General features: G+C 36.4%; 14 protein-coding genes and 1 tRNA gene. 12 read left to right on the top strand and 3 right to left on the bottom strand.

The annotated features are described in order from the left end of the window. Positions 1 to 167 precede the first annotated feature (167 nt). The 12 genes from rnr (at position 168) to AC5SR4_RS06125 (ending at position 19,602) form a co-directional block, all read left to right on the top strand. Positions 168 to 2,354: a ribonuclease R gene (gene rnr, locus AC5SR4_RS06180; protein WP_495358664.1), complete on the top strand. Its 2,187-nt coding sequence runs from the start codon at positions 168 to 170 to the stop codon at positions 2,352 to 2,354. Between the two features lie 110 nt (positions 2,355 to 2,464). Continuing rightward, positions 2,465 to 3,139 carry a head GIN domain-containing protein gene (locus AC5SR4_RS06175; RefSeq protein ID WP_495358663.1) on the top strand — a complete coding sequence of 225 codons (675 nt, stop codon included), beginning with the start codon at positions 2,465 to 2,467 and terminating at the stop codon, positions 3,137 to 3,139. Positions 3,140 to 3,304: 165 nt separating this feature from the next. After that, on the top strand, positions 3,305 to 6,115 hold the full coding sequence (locus tag AC5SR4_RS06170) for a helix-turn-helix and ligand-binding sensor domain-containing protein (protein ID WP_495358662.1): 2,811 nt from the start codon (positions 3,305 to 3,307) through the stop codon (positions 6,113 to 6,115). 228 nt (positions 6,116 to 6,343) lie between these two features. Then, the gene (locus AC5SR4_RS06165; RefSeq protein ID WP_495358661.1) at positions 6,344 to 9,361 is read left to right on the top strand and encodes a SusC/RagA family TonB-linked outer membrane protein; all 3,018 of its coding nucleotides are present in this window, start codon (positions 6,344 to 6,346) and stop codon (positions 9,359 to 9,361) included. Between the two features lie 7 nt (positions 9,362 to 9,368). After that, on the top strand, positions 9,369 to 10,829 hold the full coding sequence (locus AC5SR4_RS06160) for a RagB/SusD family nutrient uptake outer membrane protein (RefSeq protein WP_495358660.1): 1,461 nt from the start codon (positions 9,369 to 9,371) through the stop codon (positions 10,827 to 10,829). Positions 10,830 to 10,950: 121 nt separating this feature from the next. Beyond that, positions 10,951 to 13,080, top strand: a complete 2,130-nt coding sequence (locus AC5SR4_RS06155) for a hypothetical protein (RefSeq protein ID WP_495358659.1) — start codon at positions 10,951 to 10,953, stop codon at positions 13,078 to 13,080. Between the two features lie 18 nt (positions 13,081 to 13,098). Continuing rightward, positions 13,099 to 14,034, top strand: a complete 936-nt coding sequence (locus AC5SR4_RS06150) for a PKD domain-containing protein (protein ID WP_495358658.1) — start codon at positions 13,099 to 13,101, stop codon at positions 14,032 to 14,034. Positions 14,035 to 14,117: 83 nt separating this feature from the next. Further along, complete coding sequence (locus AC5SR4_RS06145; protein ID WP_495358657.1) at positions 14,118 to 15,215, top strand: glycoside hydrolase family 16 protein; 1,098 nt, start codon at positions 14,118 to 14,120, stop codon at positions 15,213 to 15,215. Further along, positions 15,215 to 17,533 carry a beta-glucosidase BglX gene (bglX, locus tag AC5SR4_RS06140; protein WP_495358656.1) on the top strand — a complete coding sequence of 773 codons (2,319 nt, stop codon included), beginning with the start codon at positions 15,215 to 15,217 and terminating at the stop codon, positions 17,531 to 17,533. The genes AC5SR4_RS06145 and bglX overlap by 1 nt, the downstream gene beginning before the upstream one ends. Positions 17,534 to 17,645: 112 nt before the next feature. Then, positions 17,646 to 18,335, top strand: coding sequence for a LysE family translocator (locus AC5SR4_RS06135; protein WP_495358655.1), 690 nt, complete (start codon positions 17,646 to 17,648; stop codon positions 18,333 to 18,335). A gap of 170 nt (positions 18,336 to 18,505) precedes the next feature. Next, positions 18,506 to 18,994 carry an RNA polymerase sigma factor gene (locus tag AC5SR4_RS06130; protein ID WP_495358654.1) on the top strand — a complete coding sequence of 163 codons (489 nt, stop codon included), beginning with the start codon at positions 18,506 to 18,508 and terminating at the stop codon, positions 18,992 to 18,994. Between the two features lie 11 nt (positions 18,995 to 19,005). Next, positions 19,006 to 19,602 (top strand): hypothetical protein, encoded by a 597-nt coding sequence (locus AC5SR4_RS06125; protein ID WP_495358653.1) that lies wholly within the window; start codon positions 19,006 to 19,008, stop codon positions 19,600 to 19,602. Positions 19,603 to 19,881: 279 nt separating this feature from the next. On the opposite strand, the gene AC5SR4_RS06120 is transcribed toward AC5SR4_RS06125, so the two are convergent. The 3 genes from AC5SR4_RS06120 to AC5SR4_RS06110 all read right to left on the bottom strand — a co-directional run bounded on the left by AC5SR4_RS06120 (position 19,882) and on the right by AC5SR4_RS06110 (position 21,352). Further along, positions 19,882 to 19,952: transfer RNA gene (locus tag AC5SR4_RS06120), tRNA-Cys, on the bottom strand. 51 nt (positions 19,953 to 20,003) lie between these two features. Continuing rightward, positions 20,004 to 20,366 (bottom strand): dihydroneopterin aldolase, encoded by a 363-nt coding sequence (gene folB, locus AC5SR4_RS06115; protein ID WP_495358652.1) that lies wholly within the window; start codon positions 20,364 to 20,366, stop codon positions 20,004 to 20,006. 35 nt (positions 20,367 to 20,401) lie between these two features. Next, positions 20,402 to 21,352, bottom strand: coding sequence for a PorP/SprF family type IX secretion system membrane protein (locus AC5SR4_RS06110; protein ID WP_495358651.1), 951 nt, complete (start codon positions 21,350 to 21,352; stop codon positions 20,402 to 20,404). Between the last annotated feature and the right edge of the window lie 2 nt (positions 21,353 to 21,354).

Genomic DNA, 21,354 nt, shown 5'->3' with positions numbered 1-21,354 from the left:
CCTTGAAATTTTTCAAGGCTTTTTATTTAATTAACATTAAGAAAATACCATTTAATATATTAATTGTAGCTTTGCATAAATAAATAGCACATACTTCTCCTTTAATACAGCTATTTAATAACATAATTTCCTGTATCTTAGGAAATGAAAACGATCAAGAAAATTACATGACAAGAAAGAAAAAGCGGAAATCAAAAAATGGTATTTCCAACCTCTCAAATACAATTTTAAGTATTTTAAAAAAAGATAGAAACCAAACTTACAATTATAAACAAATAGCTGCTAAATTAGGTGTAAATGACGCCAGTAGCAGAAATCAAATTATAAAAAAACTAGCAGAACTAGCGGCTAAAAAAGAAATAGAGCAGGTTGAACGCGGCAAGTTCAAAGCGATTATTAATACCGAATACCACACAGGTATTTTAGATTTATCGGGAAAAGGTACAGGTTATATTATTTCAGATGATTTTGACGATGATGTTTTTATAGCATCCAATAACATTAACAAAGCCCTAAATGGCGATGAAGTAGAATTCTATGTATATAAACGTCGAAAACGTGGTAAACTGGAAGGCGAGATAACCCGTATAATAAAACGCGAAAAGAGTGATTATGTTGGGGTTATCCAATTGCATAGTAATTATGCTTTTGTAGTTGCCGATAGCAATAAAATGTACAAGGATATTTTTGTACCCATTAACAAAACATTAAAAGCAGAAGACGGTGACAAAGTATTGGTTAAACTAGAAGATTGGCCTGATAATGCCGATTCTCCTTATGGTAAAGTGTTGGAAGTTTTAGGAAAACCAGGCGAGCATGATACAGAAATTCATTCCATATTGGCCGAATATGGTTTACCTTTTGAATTTCCACATGATGTGGAAACATTTGCAAATAAATTAGATACTTCCATTACTAAAGAAGAGATAGCTAAAAGAAGGGATATGCGTAAAGACTTAACCTTTACCATAGACCCAAAAGATGCTAAGGATTTTGATGATGCGCTATCATTTAAAGTTCTTAAAAACGGTTTATATGAAATAGGAATCCATATTGCCGATGTATCCCATTATGTACAAGAAGGTACGGTTTTAGATGATGAAGCTTATGAGCGCGCCACTTCCATTTATTTAGTAGATCGTGTAGTGCCTATGTTACCAGAGGTATTGTCTAATAACGCCTGTTCTTTAAGGCCTAATGAAGAGAAACTAACCTTTTCGGCCGTGTTTCAAATAAACAACAAAGCTGAGATAAAAAACCAATGGTTTGGAAGAACCGTTACCTATAGCGATGCTAGATTTGCATATGAAGAGGCACAAACAATTATAGAATCCAAATCCAATAACATTCCAAAAGAAGTTTCTTTAACCGGAGAGGCCTATAGCGCACCCCAAAATATAGCCGACGCTATTCTTACGATGGACGAACTTGCAAAAATCATGAGAAGAAAGCGTATGCATGCTGGAGCCATTTCATTTGACAAAGTAGAAGTAAAATTCGATTTAGACGATGATGCCAACCCAATAGGCGTATTTTTTAAAACCAGTAAAGATGCCAATAAACTTATAGAGGAATTTATGTTATTGGCAAATCGTAAAGTTTCTGAATTTATAGGCAAACAATCTCCTAAAAAAACCTTTGTTTATCGTATTCACGACGAGCCAGACGATAGTAAATTAGCCAATTTACAAGGAATTGTTTCAAAATTTGGTTATAAACTTAATTTTAAGGACCGTAAATCAATATCAGCCTCACTTAATAATTTGCTAAAAGAAGTAGTAGGTAAAAAAGAACAAAATTTAGTAGATACACTTGCTATTAGAAGCATGAGTAAAGCAGAATACTCTACACACAATATTGGCCATTATGGCTTGGCTTTTGATTATTACAGTCATTTTACATCCCCTATACGACGTTATCCAGATGTTATGGCACATCGCTTACTGCAACATTATTTAGATGGCGGAAAATCTGTAAACCAAGACATCTTTGAAGAAAAATGCCAACATGCCAGTAATATGGAAAATTTAGCCACCAAGGCAGAGCGTGATTCCATTAAATACATGCAAATTAAATTTATGGAAGATCATAAAGATGAAAATTTTGTAGGGGTTATTTCTGGTGTTACCGATTGGGGTATTTATGTTGAAATTATTGCAAACAAATGTGAAGGCATGGTGAGTGTGCGCGATATGAAAGACGACCATTATGCTTTTGATCAAGACACCTATGCCATGATAGGCAGAAACACCAAAAACATGTACCAATTAGGTGATGAAGTGGTTGTTAAAGTAAAAAACACCGATTTAGTTAAAAAGCACCTTGATTTTAATTTAATAGGCAAAAACGAATAGTTTAAATAGTAAATAAAAAAGGGAATAATTATTGATAACTTTGCGTTGTATATTTTGTCATTCCGACGATAGGAGGAATCTTTAAGTTAAATTATCTAATATAAATACACATGAAACAAATAGCAATCTTATTAATTATAGCCATATCTTCAGTAGCCACAGCACAAAAATCAATAGAAAAAACTGTTGGAGAATTTGATGAGCTTAAAGTTTACGATTTAATAGAAGTTAAGTTGGTTAAATCCAGCGAAAACAAAGTAATAATTACCGGCGAAAACAAAGATGATGTTGTTATTAACAATAAAAATGGCACTTTAAAAATAAAGATGAAATTAGAAGAAATCTTTGATGGAAGCGATACCAAAGTAACGTTATACTATACATCTTTAGATATTATAGATGTTAATGAAGGCACAAGGGTTTTTAGTGATGATGTTATTAAACAGTACGAAGTGAATTTAAAAGCACAAGAAGGCGGCGATATAAATGTACCCGTAGACGTTACTTATATAAATATTAAGGCCGTTACAGGGGGTGTTATTGAAGTTACAGGTACATCAAAAGCACAAAAGGTGTCTTTATTAACAGGGGGTACTTATAATGGAGAGCATCTAGAAACAGAAAAAACAGAAGTATCTATCAATGCAGCGGGCGAAGCTTATGTTAAAGCATCAAAACAAGTAGATGTTAAAATACGAGCTGGCGGTGATGTGTTTATATATGGAAATCCCGAAACTGTTAACGAAAGTAAAGTTTTAGGTGGCAGAATAAAAAGAATGGATTAATACCATTACTTACGGTATTATTTAGCCCAACACATTTTGTGTTGGGTTTTTTGTTTATATGACTTTTAAGGATCGGTTCCCATACAAATACCTATACATAAGGTTATAAATCCTTATATTTTTACTAAATTAGTAACACACACCAATGTTATCTATTTGTTTTTAATGCCAGCTAAACACGTTTTATATTTATTTGCTTTTATATCCTGTTTTTTCTTAAAAGCACAGGAACATCCACCTATTCAAATATATACTCCTAATGACTATGGGGCAGAAAATCAAAATTGGTCTATTTCACAAGCTCCAAATAAATACATCTATGTAGCCAATAATAAAGGTTTGTTAGAATTTAATGGTGCCAAATGGAAGTTATACGTATCCCCAAACCAAACCATCATAAGATCTGTAAATGTTATAGACAATCTTATTTACACAGGTTGCTACAGAGAATTTGGGTATTGGGAACGAAATCATTTAGGGATGTTAAATTATGTGCCCCTATCAAAAAAACTCGATATATCCTTTTTAGAAGACGAGGAAATATGGAACATTATTGCTATAGACGATTTTATATTGTTTCAATCCTTAAAACGCATTTATTTATACAATAAAACGACAGCGTCCTATACTGTAATAAATTCAAAAACAACTATTTATAAAACATTTAAAATAAACGGGGGTATTTATTTCCAAAAGTCAAAGGACGGTGTTTACGAAATCAATAATGGTAAACCCACTTTGGTAAGTAATGATGTTGTTTTAAAGGATAATTTACTGGTAAATATCTTTGACCATAACGGAAGTATTTTGTTTCAAACAGAAGACAATGGTTTTTATATATTAAAGAACAAGACCCTTGAGAGGTGGGACATTCCTGCCAACAAGGTACTTTTAAAAGATAGAATATATAGTAGTGTACAGTTAAAGGACGGTAGTTTTATGTTGGGCACTATTTCCAATGGTATTTTACACGTTTTGCCCAATGGCAATATAGGACATCAAATTAACCAAGATAATGGATTGAGCAATAACACGGTACTTTCGGTTTTTGAGGACATTGATAATAATATATGGCTTGGTTTAGAAAATGGTGTTAATTGTATTAATATTAAATCACCTTTCAGTATTTATAATGATAAGCACGGAAAAATAGGTTCTGTTAACACCTCCATCTTGCATAACGACTATCTATACATTGGAACCAATAGGGGGCTATTTTATAAAGACATAAACATAGATGAAGATTTTAAATTTATTGAAGGCACCCAAGGCGCCGTATGGTGCTTAACCAAAATAGGCGAAACCTTATTCTGTGGGCACAATTCAGGAACATTTATTGTAAATAAAGATCAGGCACAAATTGTTGTAGATGTGCAAGGTACGTGGCATATCAAACCCATTAAAAACAACGAAAACCTTTTATTACAGGGCAATTATACAGGGCTATATATTATTGAAAATAAAGGTAATACCTGGCAATTAAGGAATAAAATAGAAAATTTTGATATATCCAGTAGGTATTTTGAAATGCTTAACGAAACGGAGGTTTTTGTAAGTCATGAATATAAAGGTGTTTTTAAAGTAAAGCTTAATAACAATTTAACCGAAGCACTGTCCATTTTAGAAGAAACTTCGGTAAAAAAAGGCTCTAAAACCAGTTTAATTAATTATAATGGCGACTTATTATACACTCAAAAAAAGGGCGTTTTCAAATATAATAGCAAGGCAAATAAATTTGTAAAAGACACCATTTTAAGCCAATTATTTAACGAGCAAAATTATACTTCGGGTAAACTGGTTTTTGATGCAGATAGTAATAAACTTTGGGCTTTTTCATTGCAAGGTCTAAGCTATTTAACCCCGAGCAAATTAAGTAGTACACCAAAAATAAATAAAATTCCATTGCCCAGCTATGTCCGGAAAGATGTTTCTGGGTATGAAAACATATCCTATATAAAGGACAACAAATATTTATATGGTACCACATTGGGCTATATTATTATTGATTTGGATAGGTTAAATTATAAGCCCCATAGGATAAACCTAAATTTAATTTCCAATAGCAATTATAAAAGTGGGCGTACCTCTAAATTTTTAGACCCCACAGCAAAGGGTTTTTTTAAGAATAATGAAAACAATCTGGAATTTAGTTACAGTGTGCCAGAGTACAATAAATATTTGGTTGTAGAATACCAGTACAGGTTAGAGGGTATTTATGACGAATGGAGCCAATGGACAACAGACTCCAGTGAATTTTTTGAGAATCTACCTTATGGAAATTATACATTTTATGTAAGATCTAGGGTTGGTAATAACCTATCAACAAATATAGAAACCTATACATTTAGAATAGAACGGCCGTGGTATATATCTAACACCTTTATAGCGGGCTATGTGCTTTTTGCCATACTTTTTTCCTTAATAACACATAATATCTATAAGCGATACTATAGAAAACAACGCGAAAAATTACTTTATAAAACCCAGCGGGAGTTAGAGTTAAAAGAATTAGAAAACAAGCAGCAATTAATGCGATTTAACAATGATAAATTAAGGCAGGACATTGAAAACAAGAATCGTGAGCTGGGTATTTCAACAATGAGCTTGATTAAGAAAAACGAATTTTTAAATAGCATTAAAAAAGAATTACAAAAAGCCAAAGACGATAAAAGCTTAAAGCATGTTATTAAAATTATAGATAGGAACTTAAACAATACAGACGATTGGCATACCTTTGAAGAGGCCTTTAATAATGCCGATAAAGACTTTCTTAAAAAAATAAAAACCCTCCACCCTTCATTAACCTCTAACGACTTAAGACTTTGTGCCTATTTAAGACTTAACCTTTCCTCTAAAGAAATAGCTCCTTTATTAAATATATCGGCAAGAAGTGTAGAAGTAAAACGCTATAGATTAAGAAAAAAGATGGATTTGCCCCATGAATCTAGCTTAACAGATTATATTTTAAATATATAACTACACAACAAGGGTGTATAATACCTATACAACACCACAACATTGCCAGTTTTATTATAATTAATAAGGCATTCTAAAAAATTAAATTATTCTTAACACACCCCTTTATTATTAGGGTTTTATCAATAAATAGGCTGTTTTTTTGTTATGTATGTTTTTTGTTGCGGTTAAAAATTATAATTCATCAACCAATCAAATTAAATTTACAGAAACTAAAACTAAAATCGCATGAGACATTATCTTTTTAAGATCATAGCATTATTGTGTATATCATATTCTAGTTCCCAGAATGTGACTATAAGCGGAAATGTTAAAGATAATTCAGGGTTACCTATTCCCGGAGTTAATATAATAGTAAAAAACACGAGTCAAGGAGCCGTTTCTGATTTCGATGGTAACTTTACTATCAACGATGTAGAAATAGGAGCAACGCTTTCATTTAGCTATATAGGATATATAACTTATGAAGCCGTTGTAACAAGTAATGCCTTTTTAAATATCCAATTACAAGAAGATTTAGCACAATTAGATGAAGTTGTAGTGATAGGGTATGGTACACAAACCAAAAAAGAAATTACAGGAGCTGTAAGTGTTTTAGGCGCCGAAACTATCGATGCCCTAAAACCCACACGTATAGAACAGGCCTTACAGGGTCAGGTTGCAGGTGTTAATATTACATCCCAATCCGGGTCGCCTGGTGCAGGGGCCACCATTAGTATTAGAGGGGTTTCCACAAACGGCGATAGCCGTCCATTAATTTTAGTTGATGGCAACGTAATAGAAGACCTTAGTGTTTTAAACCCGAACGATATTGAATCTATAAACATTCTTAAAGATGCTACAGCAGGTATCTATGGTGTTAGAGCGGCCAATGGGGTTATTCTTATTAAAACCAAAACAGGTAGAAAAGAAATGCCACTTACGGTTGAATATAGTGCCTATGGAGGTTTTCAAGAAACCACAAGGAAAATACCGGTATTAAATGCCACAGAATATGCTTTAATAGTTAATGAAGCACAAGCAGCGGGCGGTAGCCCCCTACCCTTTACAGATGTTTCTTCATTGGGTTCTGGTACGGACTGGCAAGATGAAGTATTTAAAAACGCTTTTATAACAAACCACAACATACTCTTTAAGGGTGGTACAAAGAATGCCTATTATTCCTATAGTGGATCCTTTTTAACTCAAGATGGTATTGCGGGAGGTAATAAATCCAACTTTACGCGTTTTACCAACAATGCTAGCTATAATCTGGATTTCTTGGAGCACTTCAAGTTTACATCTGGTCTTATGTTAATAAGAACCAATAAAAGGAACCTTCCAGAAAACTCTAATTCTTCCGTATTGTTCAATGCATTAAACATGGCACCCACATTTTCAATTAGAGATGACAATGGTGCCTATACACTTGCAGAAGGCTTAGGGGGCGAGGTTATTAACCCGTTGGCACAAATAGATGATACATTTGACAGGGGGAAAGTTTTAAAACTAAGTGGTAATGCAGGACTCTCTTATAATTTCTTAGAGCACTTTACGGCACAATCCAATATTCAGTTTAACTATTCAGAAGTAAGCAGCAAGATATTTAATCCCATCGCTAATTTTGGAAGCGGTAAGAACAGTAACGTAGACAGGAGTTCGGTTGTAACTACAATGGATTATTACAGGGACTATACGTTTGATGCTTTCATTAAGTACGAGAACAAAATTGACGATACACACAACATTAATATCCTTTTAGGAACATCGGTTTTTAAAACAACAGGGGAGTTTTCAGGAGCTACAGGATATGATATTATAGACAACGCTTATATTAATGCAAACATAAATCAAGCAAGTGATGTAGAAGATCGGTTTGAAGCTCAAGGCAGAAACCAAACCTTCGATTCCCGATTACTGTCCTACTTTGCCAGAGTACAATACGATTATAAAGGCAAATATTTACTTTCGGCAGTCATTCGTCGCGATGGTTCCACCAAGTTTGGACCCCAAAACAAGTTTGGTTTTTTCCCTTCAGGGTCTATTGGATGGGTAGCATCTGATGAGCCATTTCTTCAAGACAGCAAAGTTTTCGATTTATTAAAAGTTAGGGCCTCTTACGGTATTTTAGGTAACGATAGAATTCCGGATTATCGATTTGTTTCTCTTTTAAATGGTGAAGGCTCCTATATATTTAACAACCAAGAAGTATTTGGAGTTGCCAGTGGTGCCATTTCCAATCCCGGTATAAAATGGGAAAAACAGAAAACACTTGACATTGGTTTAGATATGCGTTTTTTGAACAACAAAATGGACATCACTGCCGATTACTTTAAAAAACGAACTGAAGATTTATTGGTAATACCGCAAGTTTCAGGATTGTTAGGAACAGGCGGGGCACCCGTAATAAATGGGGGTATTATTGAAAATACGGGATTTGAGTTTGCTATAGGCTACAGCGATAGCTTTAATGATAACTTTAACTTCAGCATTAAGTACAATGTAACGGCTCTTAAAAACGAGGTTATATCTGTTAACACCGATGGCGACTTTTTAACAGGCGGTTCTTTTGGTATTAGCCAGCCAGCGCCGTCCAGAATGGAAGCCGGTTACCCTATAGGATATTTTTGGGGCTACAAAACCAATGGAATTTTCCAAAATGAAGCCGAGGTTGCCAATAGCGCTACCATAGACAACAGGGTACAGGCAGGTGATTTAAAATTTGTGGATATGAACAATGACGGTGTGATTGATGACAATGATAAAACCGATATTGGTAATCCCATACCCGATGCCACCATGGGGCTCAACATAGCTTTCGATTACAAAAACTTTGATTTTGCAGCTTATGCATTTGCATCCGTAGGGAATGATATTGTTCGCAATTATGAGCGTAATCAAGCACTAACAAACAAAACCGTTTATTATTTAAACCGTTGGACGGGTGAAGGCTCCACCAACTCCTGGCCACGTGTTACTACCGGAGCCACCTCAAACATCGTATTCTCTGATTTTTATGTAGAAGATGGCTCATTTATCCGTCTTCAAAATGTACAATTAGGCTATACGTTTCCAAACAGTGTTTTTGAAAGTTCAAAGATCAGTAAACTACGCTTGTATATTTCAGCAAATAATTTGGTGACATTAACCAAATATTCAGGCTACGACCCAACAGCGTCCAGTGGCGATCCTATTGGCGGCGGTATAGACCAAGGGTTTTACCCAAGTGCAAGAACATTTTTATTAGGTGTTAACTTAAAATTTTAATCTCATCATGAAACATTTAAAACTAAATATAATCCTCTTGGTATCACTTATCACATTTTCATGTAGTGATGATTTTGTAGATGTGGCTTCCCAAGATGTCAATTCCGAGGATTTTTTCAACACAGAAAAAGACTATCAAGACGCTTTAGTAGCGGCCTACGACTATCTACAGGCAACTGCAAGAAACGTACAGTTAGGAGAAATAGCCTCTGATAATACCCTGTGTGGTGGCGAAAGCGCCACAGACACCCCTGGGTTTCAGGAAATTGATGATATGATACATACTCCTATAAACGCAAATCTTAGGGAAATATGGACCTGGATGTACACGGGCGTAAACCGCAGCAATTACATTATGGAGTTTAAGGACAAAACAGAATTTGCCAATAAAACCAGTGTTTTAGCACAAACCCGCTTTTTAAGAGCGTATTATTATTTTGAATTGGTGAAATGGTTTGGCGATGTGCCTTTAGCCATCGATAAGCGTATTAATTTTGGCGATCAATTTTCAATTGATAGAGCACCAAAAGCAGAGGTTTATGCCTTAATAGAAGACGATTTAAAATTTGCAGCCGATAATTTACCATATGTTCAAAGTGTTACCGGTAGAATTACCAAAGGTGCTGCACAAGCTTTATTGGGTAAAGCTTATTTATATCAAGACAAATTTTCGGAAGCAGCTACGGTTCTAGAAGATCTAATCAATAACGGACCACATCAATTATTACCTTCTGAAACAGCGAAGTTTATGTTCGAGAACGACTATGAAAACAATATAGAGTCTGTTTTTGAGGTACAGTATTCAGACGTGGATGGAGGAAGCTATGATTGTTTTCAATGTTTGGAAGGAAATTATGCCGTTGGATTTAATGGTGTTAGAAGTTATGATGGTCCACTATATGATTTTGGATACAGCTTTAATGTTCCCACCCAAGAAGTAGTTGACGCGTTTGAGGATGGCGATATCCGATTGGAATATTCCATACTGGATATAGAAGCATGGGCAGAAGAAACAGGTGCTACCTATACAACAGGTTATGAGCATACAGGCTATTACAATTTAAAATATATAGCCAGAAAAGGGGATTTAAACCAACCCGATGCAGCACTTACAAACCCAAATAATTACCGTGCCATTCGGTTTGCTGATGTACTGTTAATGGCTGCAGAGGCTTTAAACAGAGGCAGTATAAGCGATACAAGAGCCGCACAGTATTTAAATATGGTTAGAACCAGGGCCATGTTGGCACCAGTAAGCCTAACAGGAACCAATCTAACCAATGCCATATACCAAGAACGACGTGTAGAACTAGTAGGCGAAGGACACCGTTTCTTCGACCTAGTTAGAACTGGAAGAGCCGCTCAAGAAATTGATGGGTTTGTTTCGGGAAAACATGAATTATTTCCCATACCAGTAGAAGAAATTGAATTATCTGGAGGCAGATGGAGTCAAAACCCAGGATATTAAAAAAAAGAGATTATGAAACACCATGATAATTGCATTGACACACAGATGTATGATTATATAGGTGTTACACCTGCCTGCCGGCAAGGCAGGTCTGACGTATAAAAACAATAAATAAAAACAGATGAAAACAATAAAATATATATTAGGTTTAAGTCTTACACTACTTGTTATTCTAAATTGTAGTGATGATGAAAACTTCGATTATTTAGATGCTATAGTAGCGCCATCGGATGTTTCAGCAACATTTCTGCCTACTTTAGATGAGAGTACCGGAAATTTGGGGTCTATTACAATTACCCCTAATGCTATTGGTGCAGCCTCTTATAATATAGACTTTGGAGATGGTACAGCAAACACGGCTAAAGTAATACAGGGCGAAAGTGTTGTTCATCAATATGCTGAGAAACCTGAAGGTGAATTTTATACAGTAACCATTGAGGCCGTAGGCATTTCAGGATTAAAAACCACCGCTACAGAAAACCTTGAAGTTGTTTTTAAGGCACCAGAGCTTAGTTGTGAAATAGGACAAGATGCAGATATTCAAATGACCAATAACGAAGCGGTATCTAAGCGTGTTGATGTAAAAGTCAATGCCAAATACGGCATTAGTTATGAGGTGTACTTTGGAGAAGCGGGAATGGACGATCCTGTAATGGCCAATATTGGGGATCCGGTTAGTTATACATATCAAGAGCCCGGCACATATAACATTAAAATTGTTGCCATGAGTGCTTCAACACAAACCACCGAATGTACCATAGCATTTGAAGTTACTGAGATTTTACAGCCAATAGAATCGGCACCTACACCACCAAACAGAGAAGCGCAAGACGTTATTTCAATATATAGCTCAAAATATAACGATGTTCCAGACACTAATTACTTCCCAGATTGGGGTCAAGCAGGTCAAGGAAGCGGTTGGGCAACTTTTGATTTAAACGGAGATGAAATGTTGCAATACATTAACTTAAGCTATCAAGGTATTGCATTAGCAGAAGGTACCACCATAGATGTTTCAGGTATGAAATATTTACATTTGGATGTATGGACAGCATCTGAAGGCTTAAGGATGGAAACATCCCTTATTAACAATGCATCAGGAACCGTTACAGAAAAACCAGTTTGGAGCGATTTAACATCTGGAGAGTGGACGAGTATCGATATCCCAATTTCAGAATATACCGATCAAGGACTTACGGTTACTGAAATCTTCCAAATGAAATTTGTGGGCGATCCATGGGCTACGGGTACTGTGTTTATAGACAACATTTATTTTTATAAACCTTCTACAGTAGCAGAAACACCCGAGGCGAATGCGCCTACACCCACACAAAATTCAGGGAATGTTATCTCTATTTTTAGTGATGCTTATTCAAGTGTTGCTTTAAGTGAAGTGAACCCAGATTGGGGACAAACCACAACCTTAACCCCAGTAGATATTAATGGAAACAATATTTGGTTATACGAGTCCTTAAACTATACAGGCATTGTAACCGATTATGGCAACCCAACCAATCTATCAGGCATGGATTATGTGCATTTCGATTACTTTACACCCGATGCGGAGATTTTAGGATTAAAAATTGTGAATACCGTTGTGGGCCAAGAAGACATTAAGTTTGTTGATGAAGTGATAAGAGGTACTTGGGTGAGTGTTACCATCCCATTATCGGAATACGCCATAGACGCTTCAGCAGTTACACAATTACTGTTTGATACGTCGGGAGGCAGTGCCAAAGTGTATATCGACAATCTATACTTTTATTCAGAAAACACGACGCAACCCGAAGTGATTGCACCCATACCAACGATTGCGTCGGGCGATGTTATTTCGATCTACAGCGATGCTTACACGGGTGTGACCTTAAACGAAGTGAACCCGAATTGGGGACAAACCACGACCCTAACCGATTTTAGTGTAAGTGGCGATAATATTTGGTTGTACGAATCTTTAAACTATTCGGGTATTGTTACCGATTATGGTAATCCTACCAATTTAACTGGCATGCAGTATCTACATTTCGATTACTATACACCTGATGATACGGTATTAGGATTTAAAATTGTGAATACCGTAATAAATGAAGAAGATATTGTGTTCCTGCCCAAAGTGGTTACAGGCACTTGGATAAGCGTTACGATTCCTCTGTCTAAATACAACATAGATTTTTCAGGCATTACACAATTAATATGGGATACAACAGGAGGCAGTGCCACTGTATATATAGACAACCTTTATTTTCATAATTAAGAATAAAAAACAATAAAGATGAAAACATTTAAAAATATAATACTACCATTTTGTACAGTTTTATTGGTTATGATGGGCTGTCAAGATGAAGATTTAGAAATAGGAGCCATTGTTGTACCCACAAACATACAAATTGAAGTAGAAGTTGTTGGTACAGATACCAATAACCCCAATGGTGATGGATCTGGGTTTGTGAATTTTTCAGCCACAGCAGATAATGCCATAACCTACATATACAATTTTGGTGACGATACAGATAACGTGGCATCTACTGGCGATGTAACACATCGTTTTACCAAAGTGGGCGTGAATTCGTATACCGTAACCATTATTGCATCGGGCACAGGGGGTGCTCAAAGTTCAAAATCTATGGTTATAGATGTGTTTAGTTCTTTTGACGACCAGGAGGCTAAAGACTTATTAAGCGGCGGTATAGGAAATAGTAAAACCTGGTATTGGGCCGCAGACAAACCTGGAAATATAGGATTAGGACCCAATACAGTTCAATCTGGCGGAGAACACACCTATTCACAGTACTTTACTGCCACACCATGGCTTGAAGACAAGCTTTGCATGTACGAAGCCGAAATGGTATTTACACAAACAGAAGCTGGGTTAACTTATGAACAAACTGTAGGCGAAGCCTATATTCCTGGTACTTACTCCGGCAACTTAGGTGTTGATGGCGATACTTGCCATGGTGCAGATGTTGTTCCATCGTTATTGGGCGTTAAGAATGTTTCGTTAAGCCCATCAACATCTATTGCTACTGTTGATGGTGACTATCGTGGAACAACATTGAATTTCTCAGATGGGGGTTTCATGTGTTGGTATGTTGGTTCTAGTATTTTTGAAATTATTGAAATAACAGATAGCGTATTGAAAGTAAGAGTTGAAGAAAGTGCAGATTTTGCTTGGTATTGTTATTTCCAAACCGAGAAACCAGTACAATAAATAGTAACAAACAAAAAATGAGGGTACAGATTAGCTGTGCCCTCATCTTAAACCATTTTTAACAAAACAAAATGCTTAATAAAATGCTTTATATCATACATATAAGCCTGTTAATCTTATGGTCTTGTTCATCCGGTGGTGCCGACCCTAACATACCTGAGGAACCTATAGAGATTATTCCAAAAAACCTCGCTTTAACAGTAGAAGTTGCAGGAGCAGATGGTAGTAACCCTAATGGCGATGGGTCAGGAGTTATAAGTTGTAAAGCCACCGCCACCGATGCCGTTTCCTATGGTTTTAAATTTGGGAGTGACCCCGAGATAACCGATGCCGATGGCGAACTGGAATATACGTTTGCGGTAGAAGGCACCAATAGTTATGTTGTAACCGTATTTGCCTATTCCAGTACCGGCAATATGATTAGTACTTCTAAAAACATTTTGGTTTACGTAGCACCCGAAGGCCTCCAATTGGTCTGGTCGGATGAGTTCGACATAGATGGCCCACCCGATAGTACAAAGTGGGGTTACGATATTGGAAATGGTTGCCCCAACATATGTGGGTGGGGCAATGGCGAAAAGCAATATTACACCAACAGGGCAGACAATGTAAAAGTAGAGGGAGGCGTTTTAAAGATTACTGCAAAAAAAGAAGATTATGAAGGGTATGGCTATACCTCTGCCCGATTGTTAACAAAAGATAAATATCAATTTACCTATGGCCGTGTAGAAGTCAGGGCAAAATTACCGAGTGGTGCAGGCACCTGGCCCGCTATATGGATGCTTGGAGCCAATATCGATACCGTTGGGTGGCCTACATGTGGAGAAATAGATATCATGGAACACTGGGGGCATAATGCCACATGGGTTTCAAGTGCCACACATACACCCTCATGTTCGGGAGGCTGTGCCAACACTAAGGTTGGTGAAACCATAGTAACTGATTATAGCACAGAATTTCATGTTTACACGTTAGAGTGGACCGAAAATGAACTTAGATTTTTAATAGACAACGATTTTAAATATTCATACAAGCCAGCTACTAAAAACAGTAGCACATGGCCTTTTAACGAACCACAATTTTTTATTTTGAATGTTGCCATGGGCGGGAATTGGTTTTCTATCGACCCTAATTTTAATGTGTCAACTATGGAAATAGATTATATAAAAGTATATCAATAATGATGAAGACATATAGCTTATATAGCATGCTCATAAGTGTAATGATTTTAGCAGTTTCCTGTTTAGAGCAGCGTAACGACAAACTAGCACTTAATTCAGAAACGTCCAATACACCAATAGATATAAAAGTTGCCAATTTACTTGCTAAGATGACTTTAGAAGAAAAAATAGGCCAAATGAATCAGTACAATGGTTTTTGGGATGTAACGGGCCCAACACCATCCAATGGCGATGCTGCTAAAAAGTATGAGCACCTTAGAAAAGGCTATGTAGGCTCAATGCTTAATGTGCGTGGGGTTGATGAGGTGACAGCCGTACAAAAAATAGCTGTTGAAGAAACAAGACTGGGCATTCCTTTAATTATAGGATTTGATGTAATACACGGCTACAAAACACTAAGTCCAATTCCTTTGGCCGAAGCTGCGAGCTGGGATTTAGAAGCCATAAAGAAATCGGCTCAAGTGGCAGCCAAAGAATCTGCAGCAGCAGGTATAAATTGGACCTTTGCACCAATGGTCGATATTTCAAGAGACGCCCGGTGGGGACGCGTTATGGAAGGCGCGGGTGAAGACCCCTATTTGGGAAGTAAAATAGCCGTAGCGCGTGTTGCCGGTTTTCAGGGCGATGACTTATCGGCCCCCGAAACTATTGCAGCCTGTGCCAAGCACTGGGCCGGCTATGGTTTTGCAGAAGCGGGAAAAGATTATAATACCGTAGACGTAGGAAGCTCAACACTTAATAATATTATTTTCCCGCCATTTAAAGCTGCAGCCGATGCAGGCGTTAAAACATTTATGAACTCATTTAATGAACTAAATGGCGTGCCGGCTACAGGAAACGTGTATTTACAGCGCGATATTTTAAAGGGTAAATGGAATTATAAAGGCTTTGTGATTTCCGATTGGGGCTCTATAAACGAAATGATTCTTCATGGGTATGCTAAAGACAAAAAGCATGCCGCCGAATTATCCGTTACAGCAGGATCTGATATGGATATGGAATCTTATGCCTATGTAGATGAATTGGCCAATCTGGTAAGAACAGGTCAAGTAAAAGAGGCTTTGATTGATGATGCCGTAACCCGTATTTTAAAAGTAAAATATGAGTTGGGTCTTTTTGATAACCCTTATAAATATTGTGATAAAGCACGAGAAAACAATGTAACAGGTAGCCAGGAGATTCATGATGCTGTTTTAGATGTAGCCAAAAAATCGATTGTGTTGCTTAAAAACGACAAGCAATTACTTCCACTAAAAAAAGAGGGTCAAAGCATAGCCTTAATAGGGGCTTTGGCGGCTGATAAAACAAGCCCGTTAGGCAGTTGGAGGATCGGTGCAGATGATAATACGGCTGTATCGGTACTGGAAGGGATGCAACAATACACGGGTAATACACTTACCTACGCTAAAGGAGCCGATGTAGCCATTGGCGAAACAACATTTGCTTCAGAATTAAAAATAAACACAACAGATAAAAGCGAATTTAAAACGGCTATCAATGCCGCTAAAAGTGCCGATGTTGTGGTGATGGTTTTAGGCGAACACGGTTTTCAAAGCGGTGAAGCAAGAAGCAGGACAGACTTGGGCTTACCGGGCGTACAGCAAGATCTTTTAGAAGCTGTTTATGCGGTTAACAAAAACATTGTTCTGGTACTAAATAATGGGCGACCATTAACAATCACTTGGGCTCACGAACATATACCAGCCATTGTTGAAGCCTGGCAGTTAGGAACCCAAAGTGGGCACGCTATAGCCCAAGTACTTTATGGCGATTATAACCCTAGTGGTAAATTGCCCATGACCTTTCCAAGAAGCGTAGGGCAAGTACCCATTTATTATAATTACAAAAATACAGGACGCCCCACTATTCCTGCTCCCAATGAGGTATTTTGGGCGCATTATATAGATGAAACCAATGACCCGCTATACCCTTTTGGACACGGGCTAAGCTATACTTCGTTTTCTTATAGCAACCTGGTTGTAAAAGTGGTTTCAGAAGAAGCCGTACATGTTTCGGTAGATTTGAAAAATACCGGTAGTGTAAAAGGTAAAGAAGTGGTTCAATTATATATTAGAGATTTAATAGCAAGTGTAACAAGACCCGTAAAAGAATTAAAAGGGTTTGAAATTGTTGAATTAGAACCAAACCAAACTAAAACAGTCGCGTTCAATCTAACAAAAAAAGAACTAGGTTTTTTTAACAATACAGGCGAATTTATTCTGGAACCCGGTGCATTTAAAGTGTTTGTTGGTGGTAGTTCTGCTACAACATTAGAGTCTGCTTTCGAGCTTAAAGAAAGCGCAGACCAAGATATTTAAGAACGCTAACTAAACTGGTTTTTTGAGTGATTAATTCAGTAATTCTTTAAAAGGTGTGTTTTTGGTTTAACACACCTTTTTTCTTTTCTTTGTATGAAATCCTCACGCATTTATGTTCGATGATATTTTAACAGCCGTACCATTCGGGATTATACTTGCATTTACCATAGGGCCGGTATTTTTTGTACTGCTTGAAACCAGTGCCACTAAAGGCTTTAAGAGTGCATTGATTTTTGATTGCGGAGTTATTTTAGCAGATATTGTTTTTATACTGGTAGCCTTTTTTAGTACCAGCAAGCTTTTAGGTAAGATTAAAGACGATCCAAACTTTTTAATATTTGGTGGTGCTTTGTTAGTGGCTTATGGTTTTATTTCATTCATAAAAACATCCAAATCCTTTAGGGAAATTGTTAAAGAGTACCACAGGGTAGAAATTCAAAAAAAGTACGGGAAATTGTTTCTAAAAGGCTTCTTGCTAAACTTTATCAATATTGGAGTGTTACTGGGGTGGGTCGCTTTTATTGTATTGGCCAATAGCCTTACGCGGTCTAAAGATGGCGTGTTGGTATTTCTAAGCACCATTTTAATTGTTTATTTTTTAATTGACTTAGTTAAAATAGCAATAGCAAAAAAGTTAAAGAACAAATTAACACCACGCCTTATTTTTAAAACCAAAAAAATTATTGCCTTGGTTATATTGGGCTTTGGAGTACTACTTTTAACCCAGGGCATATTCCCAAAAGAAAAGGAACTTATTAAAGAACGCCTTGAGAAAATGAACCCCATAAATGATATAAAATAAAGGCAACTTGTTTATAATAGACAAGTAGTTTGATTATAGTAGATAAACAAGTTGTACACCATAATACATCGAACGATTAAGCCCAAAATTCATTTCCCGTACCATTCAAAAATTTTCCTAACTGTGATTTTTTTTGTCTTATAACGACTAATGAAGTAAAACAAAAACTCATGGGCATTAAGGAAACTTTCACTACCATAATAAAAGAAAATGAAAATCTCATTTATAAGATTGCCCGCTTATATACCAATAATACTGAGGATCAAGATGATCTATTTCAGGAGATAGTGATTCAGATATGGAAAGCATTCAGAAACTTTAAAAACGACTCTAAAGTTAGCACTTGGGTCTACCGGATTGCAATGAATACAGCCATAACCGGCTTGCGAAAACGGAAAAAACATATAAGCTGGATACCTATTGATACAACCGCACTGAACTATTCGGAAATACAATCCGACCGACAAAATGATAAACTTGAAATTTTGTACCAATGTATTAAGGAGCTCAATGAACTGGATAAAGGTATAATCTTGCTTTACCTGGAAAATAAAAGCTATAGCGAAATCGCGGATGCAATCGGATTAAGCGAGACAAATGTTGGAACTAGAATTTCCAGAATAAAACAGAAAATTAAATCAAAAGTCATCAAATCTTAAAATTAGAAATCATGGAATTAGAAGAACTAAAATCAAAGTGGTTTGAGATGGATCGGGAACTTGAAAAACAAAAAGTGCTCACCAGTGAAATGATCCTGAAAATGGCGAGACACAGGTCAAATTCAATCTTTAATCCAATAATAACTTTTGAAAAATGGGGGATTGCGATTTCAGTAGTGATGCTCGTCTATATCTTTTCTAATTTTGGAAAATTGAACGATTGGCTTTCTTTAACAGGGGCAGTTAGTACAATATTCATCTTAATTGCAGGTTTGGTGATGTCGGTGATTCTTGTCAAAAGAATTCAGGAGGTTGATATTGTCAAAAATGACTACAGGGAAACCCTTCTACATGTCAATAGAATTAAAAAATTTCAATATACTATCAAATGGGGAAGTGCTTTTTTAGCACCGGTTTTGGCCGTATCAATTCTTCCCACCTTAGCTTCTACATGGTATGACAAAAGCCTACTCTATGATTTGGAAGAATATTGGGAATCTCTTATCGCCAGTTTACTTCTGATTCCGGTCATTTGGTATTTCATTAGCCGATTTTATGCTAAAAAACTCAAAGAAATAAACGAATTGTTGAAAGATTTTGAACAATAGAGAAATTACAGGTGTACAACAAAGTATAAAACATTTGGCGGATAGTGCTAATTTTAAGGCTGTTACATTTAATAAAAATTGTAGCGGTTTGACAGGTTTGCTCTCTGAAATGCCAAACGTTTCATATACGTGGCCGTTGATAATAGACAAACAAATTGTTTGTAATAGATAAGCAAGTTGGTGTAAATATAGAATCTGCGGATAAGGTCTATTGTTTTACTGGCAGGTGCCTAATACAAAAAACAGCAACTATATATTATATAATTACTGCTTTTTTAGAGGCGTCAAGCGGATTCGAACCGCTGTAGAAGGTTTTGCAGACCTCTGCCTAGCCACTCGGCCATGACGCCATATTTTATGGTGCAAATGTAAAAAAAATTAAGACTTTTCTATAGTTAAAATCATTTTTTACGAGTATCACTCATTTTTATGGTCACCTTTTCAACATCGCCACCTATAGGAGGGTTTAACTTGCTAACCCAAACGGTTGCTTTTGTAGCCAGGGCTTCTTCTAAAAAAATTCTGTTTAAAATACGTCTGGCAACGGTTTCTAGCAAATGGGAAGCAATATACATTTCTTCTTTAATAATACGGTTTAACAACACGTAATCTACCGTGTCACTTAACCTATCAGTAATGGCAGAGGTTTGTAAATTAGCTTCAACCTCTAAATCTACCCTGTAATCACTACCAATTTTTGTTTCTTCTTTTAGGCATCCGTGATAGGCAAATACCCGAATGTTTTCAACTTTAATAATTCCCAAGATCCAATAAAATTAATTACTGTACAAAAGTACTATTAATTAGTACATGCACAATTACTAATCCCCTGAAAAAGATCAATACCAATGGTAATCATATGCGTTCCAGAGTTATAATTGGATAGGTTATTCATGATTATTTGATAGGAATAAGCAAAATATATTTTAGACTGCATAAGACCAGCCATTGGACCAATATTTAGTGGATCTAGAAACTGGTCGTTTAAGAAACGATAGGTTACTCCATACCAGAAATAGTTATCGTTTCTGCCATAGGTTCTGTATTTTATATTAAAATCGGTTACCGAACGGCCGTCACTTTCAAATAATTGAAAATGAAAAGAGGGTTCGATTTCTACTTTTTTGTTATTGGGGTTTTTAAACGTATACCCAGAATAAATCATATAGGTTCTTAACCTGCTTGGTTCAAAAGCCGTAAAATCATTAATGTCCTTGTCCAAGATATTGGCAATGGTTAGGTTGGCATAAAAACCTTCATATCTATAAAGGGCACTAATGTCAAAGTTATGGTTGGCTATAGCACGGTCATCTACCACAGAGGGGTCTGGAATGGTAGGATCGAAGTTTTCAACATCAATTCTAAAGTGGTTAAAATTATAGGATAAACCAAACGATAAAAACTGATCGTGTGCGGTGCTTAATGTTAAATGGTGCGCAAAAGAAAACCGCGCTCCTTGTTGGCGTGTATTACCATTTCTATCATTATAGAAAAGCACGCCCAGGCCAGAGCGTTGCCCTAACCGCACATCGCCTACCAACGATTGGGTATCTGGGGCATCTTTAATGCCCACCCACTGTGTAAGGCCATTGGCCAAGATGTGCATATTATCGCCAATACCAGCATACGTTGGAGCAATTACAAAAGGGTTATCTGCCAAGTACTGTGTATGTGTTGGCAGATAAACCTCTTGTGCAAAGGCCCATAGGTTGGTTAGTATGATGAATATGGTTGTATATAATTTTCTCATTT

It is taken from the genome of Aestuariibaculum scopimerae, assembly GCF_059428085.1.
This window is presented reverse-complemented; position numbering and strand designations above follow the sequence as displayed.